Origin of the sequence: Mesorhizobium sp. PUT5 (assembly GCF_052216645.1) — a bacterium.
Lineage (GTDB): Bacteria > Pseudomonadota > Alphaproteobacteria > Rhizobiales > Rhizobiaceae > Mesorhizobium.
Map to the genome: position 1 here is coordinate 3,190,146 of NZ_JBQOSO010000003.1, position 21,719 is coordinate 3,211,864.

Consider the following 21,719-nt stretch of genomic DNA (forward strand, 5'->3'; position numbering starts at 1 on the left):
TCCAAGCCCTACAGATAGAAGCCGTCGTCGGGCAGGCGCCCGCCGATGATGGCCGCATCGCGGTCGGCGAGCGTCGACAGCATCGCCTCTATGGCCGGCCGCGCCTTGCCGGCGCGGATCGCCACCAGGTTGGAGGTGGCGATGGAGGCGGCCAGTACAGGCTCTGGAAAGTCGAGCGCGGAGGCGGCACTGGCCGCAGCGGCGGCGGGGTCCGCGTTGACCTTGGCGGCGGCGGCTTCCAGCACGGCCTGAAGGCCGTCGGCAAGGCCGGGGGCCGCGGCAGTCAGCGCATCCGTCAGCGCCAGGCCGGCCTGAGGCAGCACCGGCTCCTTGCCGGTCACCTCGCCCCACACGGCCTGCACGTCGATGACACGCCTGATGTCCTTGCCGCCCAGCTTGCCCAGCATCGCCGCCGTCGTGCAGGCGGGCTCGGGCGCCAGAACCGCATCGACGCGGCCGGCCAGCAGCATCTGCATGGCCTCTATGGGCGAGCCGGTGGTCTCGATGGCTATGTCCCTCCCCGGCTCCAGGCCGTAATGGGCAAGCAGCCGGCCGACGACGAGGTCGGGCATGTCGTTGCGGAAGGGAACCGCCAGCTTCCTGCCCTTCAGCGCCGGGAAACCATCTATGCCGGCATCGGCCGAGACGATGTAGATCAGCCCTTTTGTCATGATGTTGAGCAGCTTCAGCTTCATGCCACGATTGTAGAGATTGGCGGCCACCTGCACCGGCAGCACCAGCGCGCCCATGGTGCCGGAGGTGAGCCCGGCGCGCATCTCGTCGGGATTGCGCCAGACCTTGAAGCTGGCCTTGCCGGCAAGCGGCGCCAGCGCGCCGGAGGCCACCGCCTGCGCCAGCACGATGGACGGCCCGGCCGGCGGGCCGAACAGCACCAGTTCTTCCAGCGCCGCGGCGCGGGCCGGACCGGCCAGCCGGGAAAGAGCCGGCGCGGCCAGGCCGGCGCCAAGGGCGATCAGCGCTGCGCGGCGAGGAAGCGACGTGCTGTGAAGCGAGGACGGAATCTTGGCCATGGCGATCTCCCGAAAGAAGCCCGGCGCAGCGGCCCATGCCGTCTGCCCGGCGTCGGGTGCTTTAAAGAAGATCATTTTACTCCACTTTGCGAAATCGCAAAGAGCGGCGGCAAATTTCGTGATCTGGTTCGCGCCGGCGGCGAGGGGGAATGCACCCGCCCCGACTTTTTTGCTTATTCGGCCAACCCGCTGGCAGGCCCGCTTTTGTTGAGGGGACGACGATGGGCGACCATGCGGGGAGACGACTGACGGGGAGACATGCGCAGGGCGGCAAGGCCGGCCTGCTGGCCGCGACGGCAGCGCTGCTTATGGCCGGGACGAGCGGGCAATGCCTTGCCCAGTCGGCCACGCCCGGCGCCACGCTGCTGGACACCATATTCGTCGAGGCCGGCACGACGGCGCCGATCGCGGAACGCTTCGGCGCGCTTCCCGGCGGCGTGGCGCTGGTCACGGCCAAGGATATGCCGGAGACGGCAAACCTCACCGTCTCGCGCGCCTTGCAGACGGTTCCGGGCGTGGTGGTGCAGGACTTCTTCGGCGGCAACGACCAGCCGCGCATCCAGATCCGCGGCTCCGGCCTGCAGCAGAACCCCGTCGAGCGTGGCATCCTCATGCTGCAGGACGGGCTGCCGCTCAACCGCGCGGACGGTTCCTACATCGTCGGCTTCGCCGATCCGCAGCAGGCCAGCTCGGTGGAGGTCTATCGCGGCTACATGGCCAACCGTCTCGGCGCCACCGTGCTGGGCGGCGCCATCAACCTGGTTTCGCCGACCGGCGCCGAGCAGCCCGGCTTTTCCGGCACGGCAAGCGGCGGCTCCTTCGGTCAGGCGGGGCTTTCCGGCCGCATGGGCTTCGCGGAGGATGCGTTCGACGGCCTGTTGCAGGCCGATTTCAGCCGCCGCGACGGTTTTCGCGACTACAATTCCTCCCACCGCGCTTCCGTCGGCGGCAATGTCGGCTACCAGATCTCCGACACGGTCAAGACGCGCATCTTCGCCGGCTATACGGATCTGGGCTTCGACGTGGCCGGGCCGCTGACCAAGAGCCAGCTCGACGCCGACCCCCGCCAGGTCCATACCGGTCCGACCGTGCTGCCGGACGGCACCGCCGTCAACCCCGGCCCCAACGTGGTGCGCGACCGGCCGCGCCGCGAGGCCAGCCAGTTCCTGATCGGCTCGCGCACCACGGCCGAGTTCGACGCGCACCTGATCGACGTGGTGCTGGGCTACACCTACACCGACGACATGTTCCGCTTCCCGATCTCGTCGGGCGTGCGCACCACCAAGGGCGGCGACTTCACCGGCGTGCTGCGCTATGCCTACAAGCCGGACGAGGCGGCGCCCCTGCCGCTGTTCGAGACCACGGCACAATATTCGGTCGGCTCGGCCGACCGCGAGAACTACATCAACCAGGCGGGCGCACAGGGCGCGCTGTTCGGCAAGAGCGACCTCGACGCCACCACGCTGTCGCTGCATGCCGGCTTCAACATTCCGCTCGGCGAGCAGTGGATGGTGTCGCCGGCGGTCTCATACGCCCATGCGACCCGCGACAACGATGATCGCTACGACCGGCCGACACGGCCCACGGTGGCCTACAACCCGCGCAACCCGACGATGCGGCTTCCCGACGGGGCGGTGCCGACGGTCGACACCAGCTACGAGCGCTCCTACGGCGCCTGGAGCCCGAGCCTCGGCATGACCTTCCGGCCGGATGCCGAGAACACCTTCTTCGCCGCCGTCAGCCGCAGCTTCGAGCCGCCGACGCATGACGACCTCCTGGCCACGATCAACGGCACGCCCAACAGCAGCCCCGGCCGGCCGCAGCCGCCCAGCCCCGCCCTTGCCGCCGACGCCTTCCGCACGCCCGACCTGAAGGCGCAGACGGCCACCACCGTCGAGGCCGGCTGGCGCGGCGGCCACGGCATCTTCGGCTGGGACGCGGTGACCTACTATTCCTGGATCGACAACGAGCTGCTGAGCTTGCGCGACGTAACCGGCAGCTCGCTCGGCGCCATCAATGCCGACAAGACCACGCATTTCGGCGTCGAGCTCGGCCTGTCGGCGCAGGTCACCGACGCGCTCGGCGCGCGCCTCGCCTACACCTATCAGGACTTCCGCTTCGTCGACGACCCGCTGCGCGGCGACAACCGGCTGGCCGGAGCGCCGCGCCACATCGTCAGCGCGCTGGTGAACTACGACGTCAGCGAGGCGTGGTCTCTCCAAAGCGCGCTGCGCTGGAGCCCGGAAAAGACACCGGTCGACAACATGAACACGCTCTATGCCGACCCCTATGCGGTGGTGGACCTGCGCACGCAATACCGGCTGAACGACAGCGTGAGCCTGTTCGGCGAGATCACCAACGTCTTCGACGAGAAATATGCCTCGTCAACGCTGATCGTCGATCAGGCGCGGCCCGACCAGGCAGCCTTCCTGCCGGGCGACGGCCGCGGTTTCTTCGCGGGGGTGAAGGCAAGGTTCTGAGCCGGGACAGCGGGTTTGCAACGGATGCGTGCTTCGGCTGTCGGCCACTATGTCCCATTGATCGCGCCCCTCTTCCGGCTCATGATCCGGCCCTTGCACCGATCGTCCAGGCACGCTTCGGCTACCCGGCTGACGATTGCGGAACGCCAATCCGCAAGAACCGGAGAATGCGAACGCCATGCCGAAACAGGATTGCTGCATCGTCGGAGCGGGCCCGGCCGGCCTGATGCTCGGGCTTCTGCTCGCCCGCGCCGGCATCAGGACGACCGTGATCGAAAAGCACGAGGATTTCCTGCGCGATTTTCGCGGCGACACCATCCACCCCTCGACGCTGGAAGCGATGGACCAACTCGGCTTCCTCGACGAGTTCCTGACGCTTCCCCACCAGAAGGCGCCGACCCTCCATGCCGAGATCGGCGGCAGGCAGGCCACGATCGCCGACTTCTCGCGCCTGCCGACGCGCTGCAAATATATCGCCTTCATGCCGCAATGGGATTTTCTCGATTTTCTCGCCGGCAAGGCCCGCGCCTTTCCCCACCTCCGGCTGGAGATGGGTCGCGAGGCAACCGGCCTGATCGAGCGGGACGGCGTGGTGACCGGTGTAACGGCCCGCAGTGCGGACGGCCGCGAGCACGATCTGGAGGCGAGCCTTGTGGTGGGCGCGGACGGCCGCGATTCCATACTGCGGACGGCGGCCGCGCTCGAGGTCGAGGATCTGGGTTCGTCCGTCGACGTCCTCTGGATGAAATTGTCGCGCAATGCCGGCGATCCGGCGCAGCCGATGAGCCATGCAGGACCGAACCAGGGCCTGGTCATGATCGACCGGGGCGATTTCTGGCAGCTTGGCTACGTCATCGCCAGGGGCAGCTTCAGGCAGGTCAAGCAGGACGGCCTCGCCGCCCTGCGGGCAAAGCTCGCTTCCGTCACGCCGCTTCCCGCCGAACGCTTCGGCGAACTGGCCGACTGGGATCAGGTCCATCTGCTCAAGGTGCGCATGGACAGGCTGAAGCGGTGGTGGAAGCCGGGCCTGCTCTGCATCGGCGACGCCGCGCACGCCATGTCGCCGATCGGCGGCGTCGGCGTGAACCTCGCCATCCAGGACGCCATCGCGGCCGCGAACATCCTGGCCGCGCCGCTTCGCGAGGGAAAGCTGACGACGACGCATCTGCGCGCGGTGCAGAAGCGCAGGAGCTTTCCGACAAGGGCGACGCAAAGGATTCAGCTCATGATGCGCCGCAAACGCAAGGCGGCGGCCGGCAAGCCCTCCTCCGGCCCGCCCGCCTTCATGCGCGCGATCGCCCGGTCGCGGCTTCTGGCGCACCTGGCCGGCCGGCTGATCGGCATGGGCTTCCGGCCCGAGAACGTTCGGGAGTGAAACCGAAGTGACCCGGCACCGAGATGGCGGCGGGTCGCCTGCCCTGCGCGGCCTCTATCTCGTGCTCGGCCTGCTGCTGGTCGCGCTCGGCTTCGTCGGCGCGTTCCTGCCCGTCCTTCCCACGACGCCCTTTCTCATCCTGGCGGCGGCCTGCTTCGCCCGGTCGTCGCGGCGCCTCGAAACCTGGCTGCTCGATCATCGGCGCTTCGGGCCTATCCTGCGCGACTGGCGCCGGCGCGGCGCCATCCCGCGCAAGGCCAAGCTGATGTCCCTTGCGGGCACGTCCGTCGGCTTTGCGCTGTTCTGGCTGGGCAGCGACCCCGGCCCGCTTCTCGCGGTCGCCGTCGCCATGCTGATGCTCGGCGGGCTCGCCTACGTGTTCACGCGGCCGTCCTAGAGCTGGCACGGCGGCATCCCATATGCGGAATTCGCATTCCGACGCATGCCGGTCATTGCAATTTCTTCAAAACTTGATAGTTTTACTCCAGAAATAAGACGCATCGAAGCTCACGGCACAGGAACGAGCGCATGAACAGCCATAACCCCGCCACCTTCTATCTCCGCCGGGCGCAAACGCAGGCGCTTCCGGCGCTCGGCACCCCGTCGAGGACGGTCTCCAGCGACGCGATCTTCCGGGGCGAACGCGAGATCGGCATCGAGCACCACGGCGCGATCTATCGGCTGAAGGTGACGCGCCAGGGCAAGCTGATCCTGAACAAATAGGGGCGACCGGCGACGCGATGCAGCGTCGTCGGCGCGATTCCGGAGTTCAAGGAATGCCGGACAAGAGAAACGGTGCCGCGGGGCACGAGGCGGGCCAGACGGCCTATTTCGATCGACCTCCCGAAAGGCTGGTGCTGGAAGGCTACCGCCACTGGACCCGCGGCACCGTGTTGCGTTCGACCGAGCCGTGGACGCAGGCGCAGCTTCTCTATCGCGCCCTGCTCGGCAACAAGGACGGTGAAACGGCCATCGTCGCCCTCGCCCATTTCGTCACGACATTGAGCCGGTGCGCCATCTGTCCGCTGCGCGTCTTCAATGTCGGCTCATGCAATATCTGCCGGGACGAGACGCTGGTGATGGGTCTGATCGCCGGTATCCAGAACGGCGACGATCCCGCCATCGATTTGTGCCTCAGGAAGCTGTGCCGCCGGCCGCTGTGCGACAATGCCGCCATGGCTGCCGGCACGTTCGCCCTGACCCTCAAATTCCTGGGCCAGACGATGCTGCCCATTCCCGCCCATGTGGTCGCCCGCATCCTCGATCGCGCCCGGCATGGCGAAGAGAGCGGGGCCGAAGAGCGCGAGGCAGAAGATATTTGGGCTGAAGATGGCGCGGCCGGCCACCCCACGATCCACTAGCTCTGCCGGGCGTCGGAACAGTCCGCAAGCGGATTTCCCTTTCCGGCCCGGCGCTTGCCCGAAGCCGGGCGCTTAGGCGTTGCCGGGCGCTCAGGCGTTGCCGGCGGCCCGCATCAGCCGCAGATCGCTGTGATTTTTCGTGGAATGAGGACCCTGTTTGAGGGGTAATTTTCGTCCAAACGGGACCCCTTAACGTGGGGTCATCAAAGTGCCTCCGGTTTGATCGGAGGCATTTGTGTTTTGGATGTTGGTTGTGGAGACGATTGCAAAGATACGCCGGCTGTCGCTGGTGCAGGGGAAGTCGATCAAGGCGATCTGCCGGGAGCTGAAGATCTCGCGGAAAGTGGTCCGCAAGGTGCTGCGCTCGGACGAGACGGAGTTCCGGTACGAGCGCAAGCATCAGTCCTATCCTCGCATGGGGGCCTGGCGCGAGAAGCTGGACGGGCTCCTGTCGGCGAATGCAGCGAAGCCGCAGCGGGAACGGCTGACGCTGATCCGGATCTTCGAGGAGCTTCGCGGCCTCGGCTATGACGGCAGCTACAGCTCAGTGTGGCGGCATGCGCAGGATTGGGAAGAGCAACGCGGCAGCGCCGCGGCCGAGGCCTATATCCCGCTGAGCTTTGCGCCCGGCGAAGCCTATCAGTTCGACTGGAGTCACGAGGTCGTCCTGCTGGACGGCGTGACGGTTACGGTGAAGGTGGCGCACATGCGGCTCTGTCATAGCCGCATGTTCTTTGTTCGGGCGTATCCGCGCGAGACGCAGGAGATGGTGTTCGACGCCCATGATCGGGCCTTCGCCTTCTTCCGCGGAACCTGCACGCGCGGCATCTACGACAACATGAAGACGGCGGTGGACGCGATCTTCATCGGCAAGGATCGCCGCTACAACCGCCGCTTCGCGCAGATGTGCGGACATTACCTTGTCGAACCGGAAGCTTGCACGCCGGCGTCGGGTTGGGAGAAGGGCCAGGTCGAGAACCAGGTCGGGCTGGTGCGCGAGCGCTTCTTCACGCCGCGGCTGCGCTTCAAGACGCTGGAGGACCTGAACGGCTGGCTGGCCGACAAATGCGTCTCCTACGCCAAGGCGCACCGGCACCCCGAACAGGACGGCCGCACGATCTGGGAGGTGTTCGAGGAGGAGCGCGGCAGCTTCATCCCCTATGCCGGGCGCTTCGACGGCTTCCACTGCATTCCCGCCTCGGTGTCGAAGACCTGCACGGTGCGCTTCGACAACAACAAATACTCGGTGCTGTCGAGCGCCGTCGGCCGGCCGGTCGAGATCCATGCCTATGCCGATCGGATCGTCATCCGCCAGGACGGCGTGGTCGTGGGCGAACATGCCCGCTGCTTCGGCCGCAACGAGGTGATCTACGACCCTTGGCATTACGTCCCGGTGCTGGCCCGCAAGCCCGGTGGACTGCGCAACGGCGCACCGTTCAAGAATTGGGTTCTGCCGTCGGCCATGGAGAAGGTGCGCCGCAAGCTCAAGGCCGCCGATGACGGCGACCGGCAGATGGTGTCGATCCTCACCTGTGTGCTGAGCGACGGATTGAACGCGGTCGAGGCGGCCTGTCAGGAGGCGCTCGATCACGGCGTCTCGTCGGCGGCGGTGATCCTCAACATCCTGGCCCGCCGCCGCGACCCGGCGCCGGGCACGATCCTTTCCATTCCCCAGGCGCTGAAGCTGGCTCACGAGCCGATCGCCGACTGCGCCCGCTATGACCGTCTAAGGAGAGCAGATAATCATGGAACGCACCGAGGTTCTGGAACTGATGGGCACGCTGAAGCTCTACGGGATGCGATCAGCCTATGACGAGATCATGGGCGTCGCCATCAAGCGGCAGCACGAACCTCCGAAGATCGTCGGCGATCTGCTGCAGGCCGAGATATCGGAGAAGCAGGCCCGCTCCATCAAATACCAGCTCACCGTCGCCAAGCTGCCATTGGCCAAGGACGTCGATGACTTCGACTTCACCGGCACGCCCGTCAACGAGAGCCTGATCCGCGATCTTGCCGGCGGAGCCTTTGTCGCCGATCAGCGTAACGTCGTCCTGGTCGGCGGCACCGGCACGGGCAAATCCCATCTAGCCATCGCCATTGCCCGGGCGCTTATCCGCAACGGCGCGCGCGGCCGCTTCTTCAATGTCGTCGACCTGGTCAACAGGCTGGAGACCGAGACCCGTGCCGGCCGCCAGGGGCGCATTGCCGATCACCTGACCCGGCTCGACTTCGTCGTGCTCGATGAACTGGGCTATCTGCCCTTCGCCCAGGCCGGCGGGCAGTTGCTCTTCCATCTCGTCTCGAAACTCTACGAGCGCACCAGCGTCATCATCACCACCAATCTGGCGTTCGGCGAATGGCCCACCGTCTTCGGCGACGCCAAGATGACCACTGCGCTGCTCGATCGCCTGACGCATCACTGCGAGATCGTCGAGACCGGAAACGAATCCTGGCGCTTCAAGAGCCGCTCTCAAAGCTAAAGCCAAAAACCAACGAACCGCACCCGATCAGGCTGTGCAACCCCGACCAGCTTCGCCTGATCGGGCGCTAACCGCCGTGCCCTTCATCAACCCCAAAACCGGGGTCCCTTTTGCACGAAAATACAGGGTCCCGATTCCACGGTCATTGACAATCAAGCATTTTGACCACAAGACGCCGTTGGCGGACGGAGGCAAGCACTCGGAAACGAACCTGCAAATCGCCTGTGTCGCCTGCCATGTCCAAAAGACCGCTGGTGAGGCCACCGAACGCGCCCAGGTGCGGGCTGTCGCCAAGTCCGTGCTCGGCCTCAAGCCGAAGCCGAAGCAGAAAATCCCCTCACCGCCAAAATCTCCCAAGCCAGCGCCGAAGCTCGACTTCACGTCGCGCCGGCTGCTCTACGCTCAGAAGGACGCCCGCTCATGACCAAACCTACCGAACTGGACGAACGCGCGCTGGAAGCTGCGCTTGGCTGTTACAGCGAAGGCGGATGCTCCGGCCTGGCCGAACACGAACGGCGAGAAGTCGTCGCTTCTATTATCGAAGCATATCTCTCCGCTCTCCCCGCCAGTGGCGGATGGCAGCCGATTGAGACGGCGCCGAAGGATGGGACCAAGATACAGGTCTGGGAGGCTGGTTACGAGTGGCCGGAAGTTATCTACTACGAATTGTATAACGACCAAGTCGCCGCTGAGGTGGGCGAATCCGGCTATTGGCGCTATGCCGACGACCTATTCGCAGATGTGGCGGAGGTCGAGTTCGACGCCCTCACCCACTGGATGCCTCTCTCCTCCGCTCCAGATCGGAGGGCCACGGCATGACCCCCGAACACAAGGCGCTGGTAGACGCGAAGGCCGACATTCTGGAATGGATGGCGAGTTTCCCGAACGCAGACCGCAAGGAGAGCCAGGCTGTCATCAAGCAGATCGACGCAGCCATCGAATCCCTATCCGCCTCTCCTGCTGCACAGGTAGAGGCGGTGGCGTGGCAGAACATTGACACCCCGTCGAGCATTCTGACGCCAGAACAATATGGCATGCGTCTGCCGTTGGCGGAGGGCGGGTTCCGCCCCCTCTACGCCTCCCCGCAGCCCGCCAATCCGGCGCAGGTGACGGAAGCGAGCGAAGGCCAGTATCGCAAGAAACCGGTGGTGATCGAAGCATTCCAGATGACCGAAGCGCACCGGATGGACAATTCGGATTGGCCAAACTGGTTGCATCGGGCTTGGAACGGCGCACGTAACGAGGCTGGCACGCTCCAGCGCGTCGATATGGATGCGCCGCTACCTGATCTGCTCCAGATCGTCACGCTCGAAGGATTGCATCTTGTGTCGTGGGGCGATTGGATCATTCAGGGCGTCAAGGGCGAACTCTATCCCTGCAAGCCTGACATTTTCGAGGCGACTTACGAACCAGCCCTCGCCATTGCCCCCGCCCCCGCTGTGACGGATGCGGCGGCCGCAGATTGGCAGCGCATCGATGACGCACTGGTAAGCTGCGCCAGTCTGATCCGGGCGCTTGCCAAAGACGACATTGCCGCCGTAGCAGCCGCCGAACTCGACTACGTGCGTTCCGCCCTCGCCGCCAACCACATGCCGGTGGGGGGTGGCTACGTGCTGGTGCCAAGAGAAATTATCGACCGCTTTCCCGAGATCAACCCGTCGAACTACACGCACGACGATGCCTGCGAACTGAACTCATGGGGCGTCGAGGTGGTGCTCGCCGCCGCTCGGGCCGGGAGGGATGGGGAATGAGCGACCAACCTGATTTTACCTATTATGAATGCCCTGAGTGCGGTTTCGACTGCATACATCTGGCCGGTTATAAGCCGCGCTCGACGGCTTGCCCTCTGTGTGCCGGAGACAGTGGCCACGATGTCGGAATGCGGAGCCGAGTGGCGCGATCCACAGACAAGCCGGAAGGCAAAGACGCACGGGTGGCCAGCCATGGTTGATGCCCCCGAACGGATTTGGGCCTTCACATGGCACATGTACCGGGAAAACCTACCGGGCACTGTCGAATACATCCGCGCTGACATAGCCGCCAGCCTCCAAGAGCAGGTGGAGACGCTGACGAAGGAGCGGGATCAGCTACAGAAAATTGCTGATAGCAAAGTTATATCGTCCCGCAACCTCCACACAGTCAGCGCCGAAGCAGCCGAAGCCGAGCGCGACAGGTGGAAGGGCGAATATTTGAATGCCTGCCGTGACGCGGCCAGCTTTTCCGATGATTTGGTGAAGGCTGAAGCCGACCGCGACCGCCTCGCAGCGGAGGTGACGCGGCTGAAAGAGGCGTTGCGTGAGCATGTCACCGAAAATGTCTGGAACGCCTACCATATCGGCATCGAGCGAGATGGCCGATGGATGGATGGCGCCCGCAGCGAGGGTGAATGGCTCGCAAGAGAGTTGGAGTTGCCCGACGGCTGGAACGATGCCGCGCTGGTGAAATCGATGCTCCCCGGCCTCGTGGGCCGTATCGTAGCCCGCGCCGCCCTCGCCAGCATGAAGGAGTGAGATATGGACGCGCGCAAAATCATCTTTGATGCGCTGTTCGATGCGCACTACGACGTCAGCATCAGCACCAGAACAGAGCGTGTAATCGATGCCCTCAACGCCGCCGGCTACACCATCCTCCACTGCGACGAGAACCATGGGCCGACGCTGGAACGGGCGGCTTCGAAAGCAGACTCTTTGAATTTTGTTCACCACGTTGGCGGCGGGCGCAAACTGGAAAAGACGCAGGCGTTGATAGAACCAAGTCGCATCGCTTCCGCCATCCGCGCCATGGAGGTGAAGCATGGCTAAGCTGGCGATGGACTTGCACGACGAGATCAAACGGCTGATCCGCGATCCGAAATATGGCAGCAGTGACAGGGCCAGGGATCAGGCTCGCACGAAGCTCAAGCGGCTTGGCCTGATCGAATTCGACCGTAAAGCATGGGAATGGGTGGTGTTACCTGCCGGCCGCGCCGCCCTGGAGCCCGCCGATGACTGAGAGCAAGGAGGCGGTGCGGGTGATCATGCGCGAAGCGCTGTTGCGCGGCGAGGCGCTGAAAATCGTAGCTGACGTACGCGACCAGACTGTAGACCTGTGCATTCGCACTATTGAAAGCCTGTATCTGGACAGCCAAGGGCTAGTGCTCGACGCGGACACACTAGATGCGTGTATCGGCATCCTACGCAGTCTGAAACTCGCCGCTAACCTCACCGGAGAGCGGGAATGACGAGGGCCGACCCGATCGCATATGCCCCCCGGGGCCTGTCGCGCGATGAGGCGGCCCGATACGTGGGCGTAGGTTCGACCAAATTCGATGAGATGGTCAAGGATGGCCGGATGCCGAAGCCGAAGCGCGTAGACGGCAGGACGGTTTGGGACCGTATCGCGCTCGATGCGGCCTTTACCGATTTGCCGGATGACGGTGGAAATGTCTTAGACCGTCTATTGTCAGGTCGAAACCGCGCGGCGTAACGTGCCGACATGACCGCCGAACACCCATATGCCTCATCGTATAAGGATCGCCACGGCACGGAAAGATGGCGGTTTCGGCGCAATGGAAAGACGATCAGCCTACCTGGTTGTCCCGGCGAGAGCGATTTTGAGGCGGCGTACCGCGCAGCGATAGAAGGGCGAGCGCCGCCAAAGAAGGCCTCCGTGGTTGCGATGCCGGGTGCATCCTTGCCGGAAACGTTTGGCGCGGCATGGAAGCGCGTCATGCAATCCGCAGAATGGAAGGCCTACGACGTCGCCACGAAAACCAAGAACGCCAAATTGGCAGAAGGCTTCTTGCTTTCGCGCGTCGTGCCTGACAATCCGTTCCTATGGCGCGACGTGCCGGTCAAGGACATGCGTCGCCGGCATCTCAAGGACATCATCGCCACCCATTCCAGCACGCCGCACAAAGCAAAGCATCTGCTGGTGGCGATCAGGAAGATGATCTACGCCGCCCTCGATGAGGAATGGATCGATGTCGATCCGTCATACAAGCTGAAATGGCGGCCTGAATATGTCGGCTGGAAAGCCTGGACCCCAGAAGCCATGGAGGCTTTTGAGCGGCGATGGCCTGTCGGCACCACACCGCGCCTTACCTATGCGCTTGCGCTTTGGCTGGGAAATCGCCGCAGTGATATCGTTACCCTCCGATGGGACCAGCGTTGCACACGCCATGTCCAGCAAGGAGAGACGACCCGCAATGTTGACGGCTTCTTGGTGACGCAGGAAAAGGGCGGCGCCGAGGTGTTCGTGCCCATCACGCCGATGCTGGAGGATGTGCTGGAGGCTACGCCGCGTCGTGGTGAGACGGTCCTCGTCACACAGTATGGCGAGCCGTTTTCCGCGAAATCAATCACCGGACGCATGGCCGATTGGACTTCGACCGCCAAGATCGGCAAGGGCCACACCTTGCACGGCTTGCGCAAAACCCTTGGCAAGATGCTCGCGGAGGGCGGTGCATCGACCAGGCAGCTTATGAAAATCCTCGGCCATGACGATATCGAGCATGCCGAACTCTATTCGCGCGAGGCAGAGCAGGCGCTGCTGGCTACGGAAGGCATGGATAAGGTCACGAAACTGGTCAGACGACGCCGTGGCTAACCGAATGGCGAACCTCGTGGCGAACCAGATTGTAAGTATCTGATTTTAAAGGATAAATGGTGGGCCCGGAGGGACTCGAACCCCCAACCAAGCGGTTATGAGCCGCCGGCTCTAACCATTGAGCTACAGGCCCCACATGCGGGCTGCTTAGTGTTTTTCCGCAAAGTTCACAAGGCTTTCGCGCAAGGCGAGACAAGATCGCCCAATTGAGCCCATATTCGCGCCATAGGCGAAACCTGACGGGATCGCAGAAACGGAGATTTTCATGACCAAGCCCCTTGTGACCAAACCCCTTGTCGTCCTTGCCATCGCGGCCGCTGCCGCCGCCCTTCCCGCCGTCGCCTCGGCCGCCGATTCGCGGGTCTCGCCCCGCATCCTCGTGTCCGGAGAGGGCGAGGCCACGCTGGTCCCGGACGTGGCGGTGCTGACGCTTTCGGTCATGCGCGAGGCCAAGACCGCCCGCGAGGCGCTCGACGCCAACAACGACGCCATGGCCGCCGTCATCGCCGCCATGAAGGCGGCCGGCATCGCCGACCGCGACCTGCAGACGGCCGGCATCCAGATCAGCCCGCGCTACACCTATTCCGACAAGCCCGACGGCACGCAGACGGCCGAACTCGTTGCCTACCAGGTGTCCAACACACTGTCGGTCAGGGTGCGCGACATCGACAAGACCGGCGAGATCCTCGACAAGTCCGTGTCGCTCGGCGTCAACCAGGGCGGCGGCATCTCCTTCACCAACGAAGACCCGGCCGCGGCCATGACGGAAGCCCGCAAGAAGGCGGTGGCCGACGCCATCGCCAAGGCCAAGACCCTGGCGGAGGCCGCCGGCGCCGGCGTCGGCAAGGTGCTGGAGATCAGCGACCAGAACTTCCGCCCCATGCCCATGCCGATGGCGGCCGCCCGCACCTTCGACGCCGCCGCCGGCAAGGTGCCCGTGCAGCCCGGCGAGAACACCTATCACGTGCAGGTCAATGTCACCTTCGAGTTGAAGTGACCCACCCCTTCGGCCGGGCCCGGCCCGGCCGCCGGCAAGGAAAAACCCCCGCAGGGATCGCTCCCGCGGGGGTTTTGTCCTCAGGTAGAGCCGGTAGCAAGGCGTCTGCAGCCGGAGGCAATCGCAGCCCTTGAATCTCAGCGGTAGACGATGGGACAGTTCCGGTCGCGGCCGAACACCACCACCACGCGCGAGTTGTATTTGAGGCCCGCCACCTTGATGGTGTTGCGGCCGACATCGACGACGCGGGCGCGCCGCAGCCCCATGCGCTCGGCCTTGTCCAGCGCGCGGTCCGGCGAGCAGGAGCGGCGCCAGTCGCGGTCGCGGCGCCAGTCGCGCATGCCGTGGTCGCGGCTGCCGGCATAGACGCCGAAGCGGGCATCGGGCCGGTCGCCGAAATTCAGGTAGATGCCGTCGGCCTGCGCCGCGGCGGGAACGGCGGCCAGCGCGCCGAAGCCGACGGCGGCGGAAAGGGCGGCTTTGCGGATCATGTCGAGCATTTTGTTCTCCTAAGCGGGGGCAGGAAGCTTGTCGCCGTAGCGATGGTCGCACCCTAGCGCCGCGGAAGTGAACCTTTCGCGAATCGGCCGTTCATGCCCGGTTCATCGGCGCGCACCGGTTCCGGCCGGTGTCCCGGCCGATCCCCCGCCGCCCGGCTCAGGGCTCCTCGTCCAGCACATACTCGAAATAGTCTTCCGGCTCGGCAAGCTCGGCCTCGCTCGCCCGCACCCTGCCCCGAATGGAAATGCCGGCCTCGTGCACGGTCTCGGCGCTGCCGGAAACCAGCCGGTGCCACCAGTAGAGGTCGTGGCCTTCGGCGACCAGCCGGTAGGCGCAGGTGGCGGGCAGCCAGGAAATGGTGCGCACGTTCTGCGGCGTCAGCCCTACGCAGTCGGACACCACGGCCAGCCGGTTTGCATAATCCTTGCAGCGGCAGGTACCGGCATCGAACAGCCGGCAGGCCACGCTGGTCCAGTAGATGTCGCCGGTGTCCTCGTCCTCCAGCTTCGACAGGCAGCATTTGCCGCAGCCGTCGCACAGCGATTCCCACTCGGCCGGGCTCATCTCTTCCAGCGTCTTGGTTTTCCAGAAGGGCGGGTCTTGCACAGGCGCATCCATGACAGGCCATGTGGATCGCCGCGGCCCCAAGGTCAAGCGGCCGGGACGACGGAGCGGAAGGCCGAATGCGCCTGGCGGACACGATCTCGCCATCGAAATGCCCGCCGAGCGCCCGTTCCTTGCCCGCCAATAGCCGGGGAGCCCCGCTATCGCCACCATTCCGGAACCATCCCCGGGGGACGGCAATTGTGGATCGGAAGGACGCGAGAAGGAGAGATCGCATGAAATTTCAACCAAGGATCGCAGCCGGAACGGCCCTCGGCCTGCTGGTCGCCTCCGCCCCGCTGGGCGCCTTTTCATTCGCGGGCGCGGCCCAGGCCGCGCAGGGCGAAGCGGCACGAGCCGTCATCCTGGCCCAGGCCGAATGCCAGGGCGAGGATTGCGCGGTGCCCAACGAACGCGAGCAGCGCCGCAAGCAGCGCGAGCAGCAGCGCCAGCAACAGCAGCAGGGCGAGCAGCAGGCGCCGCAGCGCCAGCCCGAAGCCGAGCAGGCCGCGCCCGCGCCGGAGCAGCCAGCTTCCGATTCCGGACAGAAGCGCGAGCAGCGCCGCAAACAGCGCGAACAGCGGCAACAGGAACAACAGCAAGGCGAGCAGCAGGCGCCGCAGCGCCAGCCCGAGGCCGAGCAGGCGGCACCCGCGCCGGAGCAGCCGGCTTCCGATTCCGGGCAGAAGCGCGAGCAGCGCCGCAAACAGCGCGAACAGCGGCAACAGGAACAGCAGCAAGGCGAACAGCAGGCGCCGCAGCGCCAACCCGAGGCTGAGCAGGCGGCGCCCGCGCCGGAGCAGCCGGCTTCGGATGCCGAACAGAAGCGCGAGCAGCGCCGCAAGCAGCGCGAACAGCAGCAACAGGAACAACAGCAAGGCGAGCAGCAGGCGCCGCGGCCCAAGCCCGAGGCCGAGCAGACCGCGCCCGCGCCGGAGCAGCCGGCTTCCGATGCCGAACAGAAGCGCGAGCAGCGCCGCAAGCAGCGCGAACAGCAGCAAGGCGAGCAGCAGGCGCCCGAAGTGGCGCCGACGCCGCCCCAGCGGCAGCAGCCCGCCGAGGCACAGCAGGGCGGCGAGGCGCCCATCCTCGACAGCCAGAAGGACCTGCAGAGGCCGGCGCGCGGCGAAGGCGGCGAACGGCAGCGCAGAAAGCCGGCCGAAGCCGGCGCGCAGGGCCAGCAGCCGGCGCAGCCTCCGGCCGCGGCCGCCGAGCAGGGGCCGCCGCCCACCGACGACAGGGCCGCGCAGCAGGCCATCCAGCCGGAGAAGATCCAGCCCGTCACGCAGGAGAAGGGCAAACGGCTCGACCGGGCGCCCAACGAGGACATCGCCCGGCGTCCGCGCCCTGAAGGCGCGGACGTGCTGAAGGAGATCGGCAACCGCGTCATCCTGCAGTTCAACAACCAGACGATGGTGGAGAGCGACGACCGGCAACGCCTGCGCTACCGCTCCAAGGATGTCTATTACGAGGACCTGCCGCGCGGCCAGGTCCGCGAAACCATCGAGCGCGACAACGGCGTGCGCGTCGTCACCATCCGCAACCGCAACGGCGACGTTATCCGCCGCTCGCGCATCACGCCGGACGGACGCGAATATGTGCTGAACTATGTCGACGAGCGCTATTACGGCGACGTGCGCGATTGGCGCGATCCCGGTGACGACCTGCCGCCGCTCCGGCTCACCATCCCGCGCGACCGCTACATCTTCGACGCGGAGGAAGCGCACGGGCCGGACGACTATTACGACTTCCTCGAGCAGCCGCCGGTGGAGCGGGTGCAGCGCCTCTACTCGATCGACGAGGTCAAGCGCTCTGCCCGCGTGCGCGACATCGCCCGCCGCGTCGACCTCGACACGCTGAACTTCGACTTCGGCTCGGCGACCATCTCGCAGGGCGAGGCCGAAAAGCTGGAGGGCGTGGCCGACGCGATGGAGCGCCTGCTGGAGAAGAACCCGGCCGAAATGTTCCTGATCGAGGGCCACACCGACGCCGTCGGCTCGGACACCGCCAATCTGGCGCTTTCCGACCGGCGCGCCGAGGCGGTGGCCGAAGCGCTCACCGACATGTTCGATATTCCGCCGGAGAACCTGACCACCCAGGGCTACGGCGAGCGCTACCTGAAGGTGAGCACGCAGGCGCCCGAGCGGCAGAACCGGCGCGTCGCCATCCGCCGCATCACGCCGCTGGTGGCGCCGGCGGTGAGCGCGCGCTGACGCGCCATGGCAGGCCGGGCGGGGTCGCGAATCAGCTTGTCATTGACTCCGCGGCCTGCCGGCCCCAGATTTAGCGTGGGGTTCCCTGCCCCGTCCCGTCTCCGGCGGGACAAGAGGCCCGGTCGGGGTTCTCCCCGGCCGGGTCTTTTTATCGCCGGCCTTTAGAACAGCCCCGTAACTTTCGTGTCGGTGCGCGCGAACACCTCGTCCGGGACGAAAAAATCGCCGGCGAGCGGCCCCTTGGCGCCCGGCGCATAGCGCGAGAAGTCGGTCACGCCCTCTTCGCGCAGCACCTCCTCGTCGATGAAGAAATTGCCGGTGGTCGCGCGCGCCGGCCGGGTCAGGATGGCGTGGGCGGCGTCGGCCATGATCTCGGGCGAGCGGCTCATGGCGGCGACGCCCGCCCCGCCCAGCAGGTTGCGCACCGCGGCCGTGTCGATCGCCGTCAGCGGCCAAAGCGAGTTGACGGCGATGCCGTCGGCGGCGAATTCCGCGCTCATGCCAAGGGTGCACATCGACATCCCGAACTTGGCCATGGTGTAGGCGACGTGGCCCTTGAACCACTTGGCCTTCATGTCGAGCGGCGGCGCCAGATTCAGGATGTGCGGGTTGGCGGCCGCCTTCAGGTGCGGAATGCACGTTTTCGAGACGAGAAAGGTGCCGCGCGCGCTGATCTGGTGCATCAGGTCGAAGCGCTTCATGTCGGTGTCCAGCGTGCCGGTGAGCTGGATGGCGCTGGCATTGTTGATGCAGATGTCGATGCCGCCGAACTTCTCCGCCGTGGCGGCCACCGCCGCGGCCACCTGCTCCTCCTCGCGTATGTCGCAGACGACCGGCAGCGCCCTGCCCCCGGCCTCCTCGATCGCCTGCGCCGCCGTGTAGATGGTGCCGGGCAGCTTCGGATGCGGCTCGGCGGTCTTGGCCGCGATGGTGACGTTGGCGCCGTCGCGCGCCGCGCGCAACGCGATCGCCAGCCCGATGCCGCGCGACCCGCCGGAGATGAACAGGGTTTTTTTCTGAAGCGACATTTTCCCGGGGCCTCGTGTTGCGGTCAGCCCCGATCCTTGCCCGCCCCGCCGGCCGGATGCAAGCAAGGCAAGGCAGGCGGGAGGGTGATGCGGGGTGTGCCGGCGATGCTGGCCTCGGCGCGCATTACCTGCTATATTATACAAAAAATTGAGGTGTATATAGTGGCGCTTTCGATCAAGAACGTGGAAGTTGAAGAGCTGGCACGCGAGCTTGCCCGCCGCCGCCGCGTGTCGGTGACCGAAGCGATACGCCAGAGCCTTCAGCGCGAAGTCGCGCGCGAAAGGCTGGTGCCGCAGCAGGCCGGAGCATTGGAGGCGCAACTCATGGCGATTGCGCGGGAAGCCGCGCAACTGCCGATGCAGTCTGACCTGGGCGAAGACGAGGTGCTCGGCTACGACGCGCTCGGCGTGCCGGAACTTCCTGCCTCGATGAAGCCGTCACGATGATCATCGATTCGTCGGCCATCGTCGCCATTTTCAGGCTCGAGCCGGAAGCCGGGCGTTTCAATCATCTGATCGCCACAGCGCCGCTCAAGGCGATGGCCGCACCCGGCCTGCTCGAAACGGCCATGGTCATCTCAAGCCTTTACGGCGACGAGGGGTTGCGACGGCTCGATGCCTATATGCAGACGGCGGCGATCCGCGCCATCCCTTTCGCCGCGGACCACGCAGCCGTCGCCCGCGAAGCCTTCCTGCGCTACGGCAAGGGGCGGCACCCGGCGGCGCTCAATTTCGGCGACTGCATCGCCTACGCCACGGCGCGGCTGGAAGCTATGCCGCTCTTGTTCAAGGGCGAGGACTTCCGGTTGACCGACATAGAGGCCGCGGCCTGACTTCAGGTCCCGGGCACCCGCCGCAGCCTACCTGAAAATCTGCTCGCCCTGCTCGTCTACGAGCTGCATGCCCTTCTTGATCGACACCTCGACGGCGTCGTCCAGGCCCGCGAAGCGGTCGGCGCGGATGAAGCGGTGCTCCTTCACCACGCCGTCGATCTCCTTGGAGACAACGCCGCAGGTCTGGTACTGGCCGCCTTCCTTGTAGGGCGTGGCGGCGATGGTGAAGCCGTTGTGCTCCACCTTCTTGGCGGGCGCGGCAGAGCCCGGCTCCTGCGCCTCGGACGAGCCGCCGCCGAACAGACGTTTCAGGAAAGACATGAGCGACCTCCTCCGACTGGCGTCCTCGCCCTTTCATATAGGGCAGGGACGCTTGTCAGTACCGGCCTGCGCGCGATCGGGCAAGCGCCACGTTTCAGCCCCGCCCCAGCGCCTCCAGCTCCCCGGCGGCGCGCTCCAGTATGGCAAGCGCCTCGGCCTGCTTGTCCTTGGGCATGTCGAGCACCTCGGCTAGCGCGGCCCGCAGCCGCCGGCGCATCGCGCGCAGGTCCACGGCATCCCGGCCGGGCCGTGCGGGCTTGTCCTCCTCCTCCCAGCCGAACCATTCGCGCGCCCGGGCCATCTTGCGGCCGAAACGCTCGAGATGCTCGAAGAGGCGCGCCACCGCATGGCGGTTCTCCTCCAGGAGAGCCCGCCCCGCCTCGGTGATGGAAAACACCTTGCGGCTTCCCTCCGCCACCGAGACGGCATGGCCGGCCTCCTCCAGGAAGGTCAGCGTCGGATAGACCACGCCGGGGCTCGCGCTGTAGACGCCGCTGGAGCGCTCCTCCAGCGCCTTGATGACGTCGTATCCGTGGCGGGGCGCCTCTTCCAGAAGGGCCAGCACGATCAGCTTGAGGTCGCCGTCGCCGAACAGGCGCCCGGCGCGCAGCATGTCGCGCGCCCCGCCGCGGCCGCCGCCGCGCATGCCGGAGCCGCCGCCGAAACCGCCGCGCATGCCGCCACGGCCGGCCATGAACCAGAAGGCGCGCTCGGCCCGTTCATGATCATGATGTCGTTCACGCATGGGATATTCCTTTCGTTATATCGTAAGATGTATCTTAATTGCGCCTGCCGAGGAACGAATTCAAGATATATCTTACGATGCATCGCAGTTTTTTGAGCGGGCGCCGGTGCGAAGACGAGACGAGCCGTCCGGAAGCCTCGCCCGTCAGGCGAGGTGCAACACGATCTCGCGCCGGTGCGGGCGGCTGCGATGCTCGAACAGGTAGATGCCCTGCCAGGTGCCGAGCGCCAGGCGGCCGCCGGTGACCGGCACCGACAGCGAAGTCGCCGTCAGGGCGGCCTTGATGTGTGCCGGCATGTCGTCCGGCCCTTCCAGGCGATGCACCAGATAGTCCATGGCCGGATCGTCGGCCGGCGGCACCAGGCGGCCGAAGAAGGCGTCGAGATCGCGCTTGACGTCGGGGTCGGCGTTTTCCTGGATCAGCAGCGAGCAGGAGGTGTGGCGCACGAACAGGGTCAGAAGGCCGGTCTCGATGCCCGCTCCCTGGACGAAGGCCTCCGCCCGGTCGGTGAACTCGTAAAGCCCGGCGCCGCCGGTCTGCAGGGAAAGAAGCGTCTGGATGCCGGCCATGGCAAAGCGTATCCGGCCGGAATGGCGCGCGCAACCGCGCAATCGGAAGCCGGCCGGCTTGCCTTGAAGATCAACGACATAGGGCGGCGCGTTGAATCGATCCGCCAGCACGCCGCCGGCCTCGCCTTCAGCCCAGCGAAGCGATCACCTCGCGATAGGCGCTCTCGGGGAACGCCTTGAGCGTGCGCGAGCGCACATTGCCGCCCATGCCGATCTGCAAGGCGAAACGCGCCGCGACCGCATCGTCGGGGGCCTCGCAGATGGCCACCATGTCGTGGTCGCCCATGGTGAGGTAGAATTCCTTGAAGGCGCCGCCCATGTCGGCAAGCTGTTTGCGCGCCAGATCGAGACGCTTGGGCGACTCCCGCACATTCTTGATGCCCATGTCGGTCCAGTTCAGAAGCATGATGTATGTGGTCACGTCTCACCTCCCTCCGGTGCCGTGACGCGGATCAAAACCGCCACGCGCGGCGCCGGCTTCAATGCCCAACCGCCGCGGCGATTATGAACCTCGCGGGCCGCAAACGCCATGGGCGGGCGCCGGCCCGGGAATGACGAGGAGAGAAATGCTCCGGCCGACAAAAAACCCGGCCG

The 21,719-nt window shown here is 65.8% G+C and carries 30 protein-coding genes and 1 tRNA gene; 21 read left to right on the plus strand and 10 right to left on the minus strand.

All coding sequences use genetic code 11. The features are described 5' to 3' along the window. Positions 1 to 8: 8 nt before the first annotated feature. Entirely contained in the window at positions 9 to 1,031 is a 1,023-nt protein-coding gene (locus ACTDI4_RS17015; RefSeq protein ID WP_442842269.1) for an ABC transporter substrate-binding protein, read from the minus strand. Here ACTDI4_RS17015 and ACTDI4_RS17020 point away from each other — a divergent pair. The 17 genes from ACTDI4_RS17020 to ACTDI4_RS17100 all read left to right on the plus strand — a co-directional run bounded on the left by ACTDI4_RS17020 (position 1,024) and on the right by ACTDI4_RS17100 (position 13,314). Next, the gene (locus tag ACTDI4_RS17020; protein ID WP_442842270.1) at positions 1,024 to 1,242 is read left to right on the plus strand and encodes a hypothetical protein; all 219 of its coding nucleotides are present in this window, start codon (positions 1,024 to 1,026) and stop codon (positions 1,240 to 1,242) included. The genes ACTDI4_RS17015 and ACTDI4_RS17020 overlap by 8 nt on opposite strands. Before the next feature lie 10 nt (positions 1,243 to 1,252). Continuing rightward, the gene (locus tag ACTDI4_RS17025; protein ID WP_442842271.1) at positions 1,253 to 3,511 is read left to right on the plus strand and encodes a TonB-dependent receptor family protein; all 2,259 of its coding nucleotides are present in this window, start codon (positions 1,253 to 1,255) and stop codon (positions 3,509 to 3,511) included. A gap of 178 nt (positions 3,512 to 3,689) precedes the next feature. Continuing rightward, on the plus strand, positions 3,690 to 4,886 hold the full coding sequence (locus ACTDI4_RS17030; RefSeq protein WP_442842272.1) for an FAD-dependent oxidoreductase: 1,197 nt from the start codon (positions 3,690 to 3,692) through the stop codon (positions 4,884 to 4,886). A 43-nt stretch (positions 4,887 to 4,929) separates the two neighbouring features. Then, on the plus strand, positions 4,930 to 5,283 hold the full coding sequence (locus ACTDI4_RS17035; protein WP_442843386.1) for a YbaN family protein: 354 nt from the start codon (positions 4,930 to 4,932) through the stop codon (positions 5,281 to 5,283). 131 nt (positions 5,284 to 5,414) lie between these two features. Then, positions 5,415 to 5,609, plus strand: a complete 195-nt coding sequence (gene hemP / locus ACTDI4_RS17040) for a hemin uptake protein HemP (protein ID WP_442842273.1) — start codon at positions 5,415 to 5,417, stop codon at positions 5,607 to 5,609. 53 nt (positions 5,610 to 5,662) lie between these two features. After that, the gene (locus ACTDI4_RS17045) at positions 5,663 to 6,247 is read left to right on the plus strand and encodes a hypothetical protein (protein ID WP_442842274.1); all 585 of its coding nucleotides are present in this window, start codon (positions 5,663 to 5,665) and stop codon (positions 6,245 to 6,247) included. A 244-nt stretch (positions 6,248 to 6,491) separates the two neighbouring features. Then, a complete protein-coding gene (gene istA / locus ACTDI4_RS17050; protein WP_442839288.1) occupies positions 6,492 to 8,060 on the plus strand; it encodes an IS21 family transposase in 1,569 nt (522 codons plus the stop codon). Continuing rightward, positions 7,993 to 8,727: an IS21-like element helper ATPase IstB gene (gene istB / locus ACTDI4_RS17055; protein WP_442839287.1), complete on the plus strand. Its 735-nt coding sequence runs from the start codon at positions 7,993 to 7,995 to the stop codon at positions 8,725 to 8,727. The genes istA and istB overlap by 68 nt, the downstream gene beginning before the upstream one ends. A 76-nt stretch (positions 8,728 to 8,803) precedes the next feature. Beyond that, on the plus strand, positions 8,804 to 9,151 hold the full coding sequence (locus tag ACTDI4_RS17060; protein WP_442842275.1) for an HNH endonuclease: 348 nt from the start codon (positions 8,804 to 8,806) through the stop codon (positions 9,149 to 9,151). Next, on the plus strand, positions 9,148 to 9,546 hold the full coding sequence (locus ACTDI4_RS17065; protein ID WP_442842276.1) for a DUF551 domain-containing protein: 399 nt from the start codon (positions 9,148 to 9,150) through the stop codon (positions 9,544 to 9,546). The genes ACTDI4_RS17060 and ACTDI4_RS17065 overlap by 4 nt, the downstream gene beginning before the upstream one ends. After that, positions 9,543 to 10,478, plus strand: a complete 936-nt coding sequence (locus ACTDI4_RS17070; RefSeq protein WP_442842277.1) for a hypothetical protein — start codon at positions 9,543 to 9,545, stop codon at positions 10,476 to 10,478. The genes ACTDI4_RS17065 and ACTDI4_RS17070 overlap by 4 nt, the downstream gene beginning before the upstream one ends. A gap of 192 nt (positions 10,479 to 10,670) precedes the next feature. Next, positions 10,671 to 11,237: a hypothetical protein gene (locus ACTDI4_RS17075; protein WP_442842278.1), complete on the plus strand. Its 567-nt coding sequence runs from the start codon at positions 10,671 to 10,673 to the stop codon at positions 11,235 to 11,237. Positions 11,238 to 11,240: 3 nt separating this feature from the next. Next, positions 11,241 to 11,528, plus strand: coding sequence for a hypothetical protein (locus ACTDI4_RS17080; RefSeq protein ID WP_442842279.1), 288 nt, complete (start codon positions 11,241 to 11,243; stop codon positions 11,526 to 11,528). Continuing rightward, positions 11,521 to 11,718 (plus strand): hypothetical protein, encoded by a 198-nt coding sequence (locus tag ACTDI4_RS17085; RefSeq protein WP_442842280.1) that lies wholly within the window; start codon positions 11,521 to 11,523, stop codon positions 11,716 to 11,718. Before ACTDI4_RS17080 ends, ACTDI4_RS17085 begins: the two co-directional genes overlap by 8 nt. Continuing rightward, positions 11,711 to 11,947, plus strand: a complete 237-nt coding sequence (locus ACTDI4_RS17090; RefSeq protein ID WP_442842281.1) for a hypothetical protein — start codon at positions 11,711 to 11,713, stop codon at positions 11,945 to 11,947. The genes ACTDI4_RS17085 and ACTDI4_RS17090 overlap by 8 nt, the downstream gene beginning before the upstream one ends. Further along, positions 11,944 to 12,192, plus strand: coding sequence for a helix-turn-helix transcriptional regulator (locus tag ACTDI4_RS17095; RefSeq protein ID WP_442842282.1), 249 nt, complete (start codon positions 11,944 to 11,946; stop codon positions 12,190 to 12,192). Before ACTDI4_RS17090 ends, ACTDI4_RS17095 begins: the two co-directional genes overlap by 4 nt. A gap of 9 nt (positions 12,193 to 12,201) precedes the next feature. Next, the gene (locus ACTDI4_RS17100; RefSeq protein ID WP_442842283.1) at positions 12,202 to 13,314 is read left to right on the plus strand and encodes a tyrosine-type recombinase/integrase; all 1,113 of its coding nucleotides are present in this window, start codon (positions 12,202 to 12,204) and stop codon (positions 13,312 to 13,314) included. A 57-nt stretch (positions 13,315 to 13,371) separates the two neighbouring features. Here the strand turns inward: ACTDI4_RS17100 and ACTDI4_RS17105 are convergent. After that, positions 13,372 to 13,447 (minus strand) — tRNA-Ile (locus tag ACTDI4_RS17105). Between the two features lie 132 nt (positions 13,448 to 13,579). On the opposite strand from ACTDI4_RS17105, the gene ACTDI4_RS17110 reads away from it, so the two are divergent. After that, positions 13,580 to 14,311 (plus strand): SIMPL domain-containing protein, encoded by a 732-nt coding sequence (locus tag ACTDI4_RS17110; RefSeq protein WP_442842284.1) that lies wholly within the window; start codon positions 13,580 to 13,582, stop codon positions 14,309 to 14,311. 137 nt (positions 14,312 to 14,448) lie between these two features. Here the strand turns inward: ACTDI4_RS17110 and ACTDI4_RS17115 are convergent, their stop codons facing one another. From ACTDI4_RS17115 to ACTDI4_RS17125, 3 genes are all read right to left on the minus strand, one after another. Beyond that, positions 14,449 to 14,811 (minus strand): hypothetical protein, encoded by a 363-nt coding sequence (locus ACTDI4_RS17115; protein WP_442842285.1) that lies wholly within the window; start codon positions 14,809 to 14,811, stop codon positions 14,449 to 14,451. A gap of 157 nt (positions 14,812 to 14,968) precedes the next feature. Then, positions 14,969 to 15,430: a YcgN family cysteine cluster protein gene (locus ACTDI4_RS17120; RefSeq protein WP_442842286.1), complete on the minus strand. Its 462-nt coding sequence runs from the start codon at positions 15,428 to 15,430 to the stop codon at positions 14,969 to 14,971. Between the two features lie 296 nt (positions 15,431 to 15,726). Continuing rightward, the gene (locus ACTDI4_RS17125) at positions 15,727 to 16,416 is read right to left on the minus strand and encodes a hypothetical protein (RefSeq protein ID WP_442842287.1); all 690 of its coding nucleotides are present in this window, start codon (positions 16,414 to 16,416) and stop codon (positions 15,727 to 15,729) included. A gap of 21 nt (positions 16,417 to 16,437) precedes the next feature. Here ACTDI4_RS17125 and ACTDI4_RS17130 point away from each other — a divergent pair, with 21 nt between their 5' ends. Further along, positions 16,438 to 17,628: an OmpA family protein gene (locus ACTDI4_RS17130; RefSeq protein ID WP_442842288.1), complete on the plus strand. Its 1,191-nt coding sequence runs from the start codon at positions 16,438 to 16,440 to the stop codon at positions 17,626 to 17,628. Between the two features lie 161 nt (positions 17,629 to 17,789). Here ACTDI4_RS17130 and ACTDI4_RS17135 read toward each other — a convergent pair whose 3' ends face one another. Beyond that, positions 17,790 to 18,656, minus strand: a complete 867-nt coding sequence (locus ACTDI4_RS17135) for an SDR family oxidoreductase (protein ID WP_442842289.1) — start codon at positions 18,654 to 18,656, stop codon at positions 17,790 to 17,792. 87 nt (positions 18,657 to 18,743) lie between these two features. On the opposite strand from ACTDI4_RS17135, the gene ACTDI4_RS17140 reads away from it, so the two are divergent. After that, entirely contained in the window at positions 18,744 to 19,103 is a 360-nt protein-coding gene (locus ACTDI4_RS17140) for a type II toxin-antitoxin system VapB family antitoxin (protein ID WP_442842290.1), read from the plus strand. Then, positions 19,100 to 19,489: a type II toxin-antitoxin system VapC family toxin gene (locus tag ACTDI4_RS17145; RefSeq protein WP_442842291.1), complete on the plus strand. Its 390-nt coding sequence runs from the start codon at positions 19,100 to 19,102 to the stop codon at positions 19,487 to 19,489. Before ACTDI4_RS17140 ends, ACTDI4_RS17145 begins: the two co-directional genes overlap by 4 nt. 27 nt (positions 19,490 to 19,516) lie before the next feature. On the opposite strand, the gene ACTDI4_RS17150 is transcribed toward ACTDI4_RS17145, so the two are convergent. From ACTDI4_RS17150 to ACTDI4_RS17165, 4 genes are all read right to left on the minus strand, one after another. Further along, positions 19,517 to 19,810 (minus strand): HlyU family transcriptional regulator, encoded by a 294-nt coding sequence (locus tag ACTDI4_RS17150; RefSeq protein ID WP_442842292.1) that lies wholly within the window; start codon positions 19,808 to 19,810, stop codon positions 19,517 to 19,519. 94 nt (positions 19,811 to 19,904) lie between these two features. Continuing rightward, complete coding sequence (locus tag ACTDI4_RS17155; protein ID WP_442842293.1) at positions 19,905 to 20,555, minus strand: PadR family transcriptional regulator; 651 nt, start codon at positions 20,553 to 20,555, stop codon at positions 19,905 to 19,907. Positions 20,556 to 20,699: 144 nt separating this feature from the next. Then, complete coding sequence (locus ACTDI4_RS17160; protein ID WP_442842294.1) at positions 20,700 to 21,125, minus strand: secondary thiamine-phosphate synthase enzyme YjbQ; 426 nt, start codon at positions 21,123 to 21,125, stop codon at positions 20,700 to 20,702. 127 nt (positions 21,126 to 21,252) lie between these two features. Then, entirely contained in the window at positions 21,253 to 21,546 is a 294-nt protein-coding gene (locus ACTDI4_RS17165; protein ID WP_442842295.1) for a GYD domain-containing protein, read from the minus strand. Between the last annotated feature and the right edge of the window lie 173 nt (positions 21,547 to 21,719).

Excerpts from the sequence above, each read along its gene's own strand:
- ACTDI4_RS17115 (WP_442842285.1), bottom strand. The coding sequence starts at position 14,811 with ATGCTCGACATGATCCGCAAAGCCGCCCTTTCCGCCGCCGTCGGCTTC.
- ACTDI4_RS17140 (WP_442842290.1), top strand. The coding sequence starts at position 18,744 with ATGCGGGGTGTGCCGGCGATGCTGGCCTCGGCGCGCATTACCTGCTAT.
- ACTDI4_RS17025 (WP_442842271.1), top strand. The coding sequence starts at position 1,253 with ATGGGCGACCATGCGGGGAGACGACTGACGGGGAGACATGCGCAGGGC.
- istA (WP_442839288.1), top strand. The coding sequence starts at position 6,492 with ATGTTGGTTGTGGAGACGATTGCAAAGATACGCCGGCTGTCGCTGGTG.
- ACTDI4_RS17110 (WP_442842284.1), top strand. The coding sequence starts at position 13,580 with ATGACCAAGCCCCTTGTGACCAAACCCCTTGTCGTCCTTGCCATCGCG.
- ACTDI4_RS17160 (WP_442842294.1), bottom strand. The coding sequence starts at position 21,125 with ATGGCCGGCATCCAGACGCTTCTTTCCCTGCAGACCGGCGGCGCCGGG.
- ACTDI4_RS17090 (WP_442842281.1), top strand. The coding sequence starts at position 11,711 with ATGACTGAGAGCAAGGAGGCGGTGCGGGTGATCATGCGCGAAGCGCTG.
- ACTDI4_RS17120 (WP_442842286.1), bottom strand. The coding sequence starts at position 15,430 with ATGGATGCGCCTGTGCAAGACCCGCCCTTCTGGAAAACCAAGACGCTG.
- istB (WP_442839287.1), top strand. The coding sequence starts at position 7,993 with ATGGAACGCACCGAGGTTCTGGAACTGATGGGCACGCTGAAGCTCTAC.
- ACTDI4_RS17015 (WP_442842269.1), bottom strand. The coding sequence starts at position 1,031 with ATGGCCAAGATTCCGTCCTCGCTTCACAGCACGTCGCTTCCTCGCCGC.
- ACTDI4_RS17065 (WP_442842276.1), top strand. The coding sequence starts at position 9,148 with ATGACCAAACCTACCGAACTGGACGAACGCGCGCTGGAAGCTGCGCTT.
- ACTDI4_RS17075 (WP_442842278.1), top strand. The coding sequence starts at position 10,671 with ATGGTTGATGCCCCCGAACGGATTTGGGCCTTCACATGGCACATGTAC.
- ACTDI4_RS17145 (WP_442842291.1), top strand. The coding sequence starts at position 19,100 with ATGATCATCGATTCGTCGGCCATCGTCGCCATTTTCAGGCTCGAGCCG.
- hemP (WP_442842273.1), top strand. The coding sequence starts at position 5,415 with ATGAACAGCCATAACCCCGCCACCTTCTATCTCCGCCGGGCGCAAACG.
- ACTDI4_RS17135 (WP_442842289.1), bottom strand. The coding sequence starts at position 18,656 with ATGTCGCTTCAGAAAAAAACCCTGTTCATCTCCGGCGGGTCGCGCGGC.
- ACTDI4_RS17095 (WP_442842282.1), top strand. The coding sequence starts at position 11,944 with ATGACGAGGGCCGACCCGATCGCATATGCCCCCCGGGGCCTGTCGCGC.
- ACTDI4_RS17030 (WP_442842272.1), top strand. The coding sequence starts at position 3,690 with ATGCCGAAACAGGATTGCTGCATCGTCGGAGCGGGCCCGGCCGGCCTG.
- ACTDI4_RS17150 (WP_442842292.1), bottom strand. The coding sequence starts at position 19,810 with ATGTCTTTCCTGAAACGTCTGTTCGGCGGCGGCTCGTCCGAGGCGCAG.
- ACTDI4_RS17085 (WP_442842280.1), top strand. The coding sequence starts at position 11,521 with ATGGCTAAGCTGGCGATGGACTTGCACGACGAGATCAAACGGCTGATC.
- ACTDI4_RS17045 (WP_442842274.1), top strand. The coding sequence starts at position 5,663 with ATGCCGGACAAGAGAAACGGTGCCGCGGGGCACGAGGCGGGCCAGACG.
- ACTDI4_RS17070 (WP_442842277.1), top strand. The coding sequence starts at position 9,543 with ATGACCCCCGAACACAAGGCGCTGGTAGACGCGAAGGCCGACATTCTG.
- ACTDI4_RS17100 (WP_442842283.1), top strand. The coding sequence starts at position 12,202 with ATGACCGCCGAACACCCATATGCCTCATCGTATAAGGATCGCCACGGC.
- ACTDI4_RS17080 (WP_442842279.1), top strand. The coding sequence starts at position 11,241 with ATGGACGCGCGCAAAATCATCTTTGATGCGCTGTTCGATGCGCACTAC.
- ACTDI4_RS17155 (WP_442842293.1), bottom strand. The coding sequence starts at position 20,555 with ATGCGTGAACGACATCATGATCATGAACGGGCCGAGCGCGCCTTCTGG.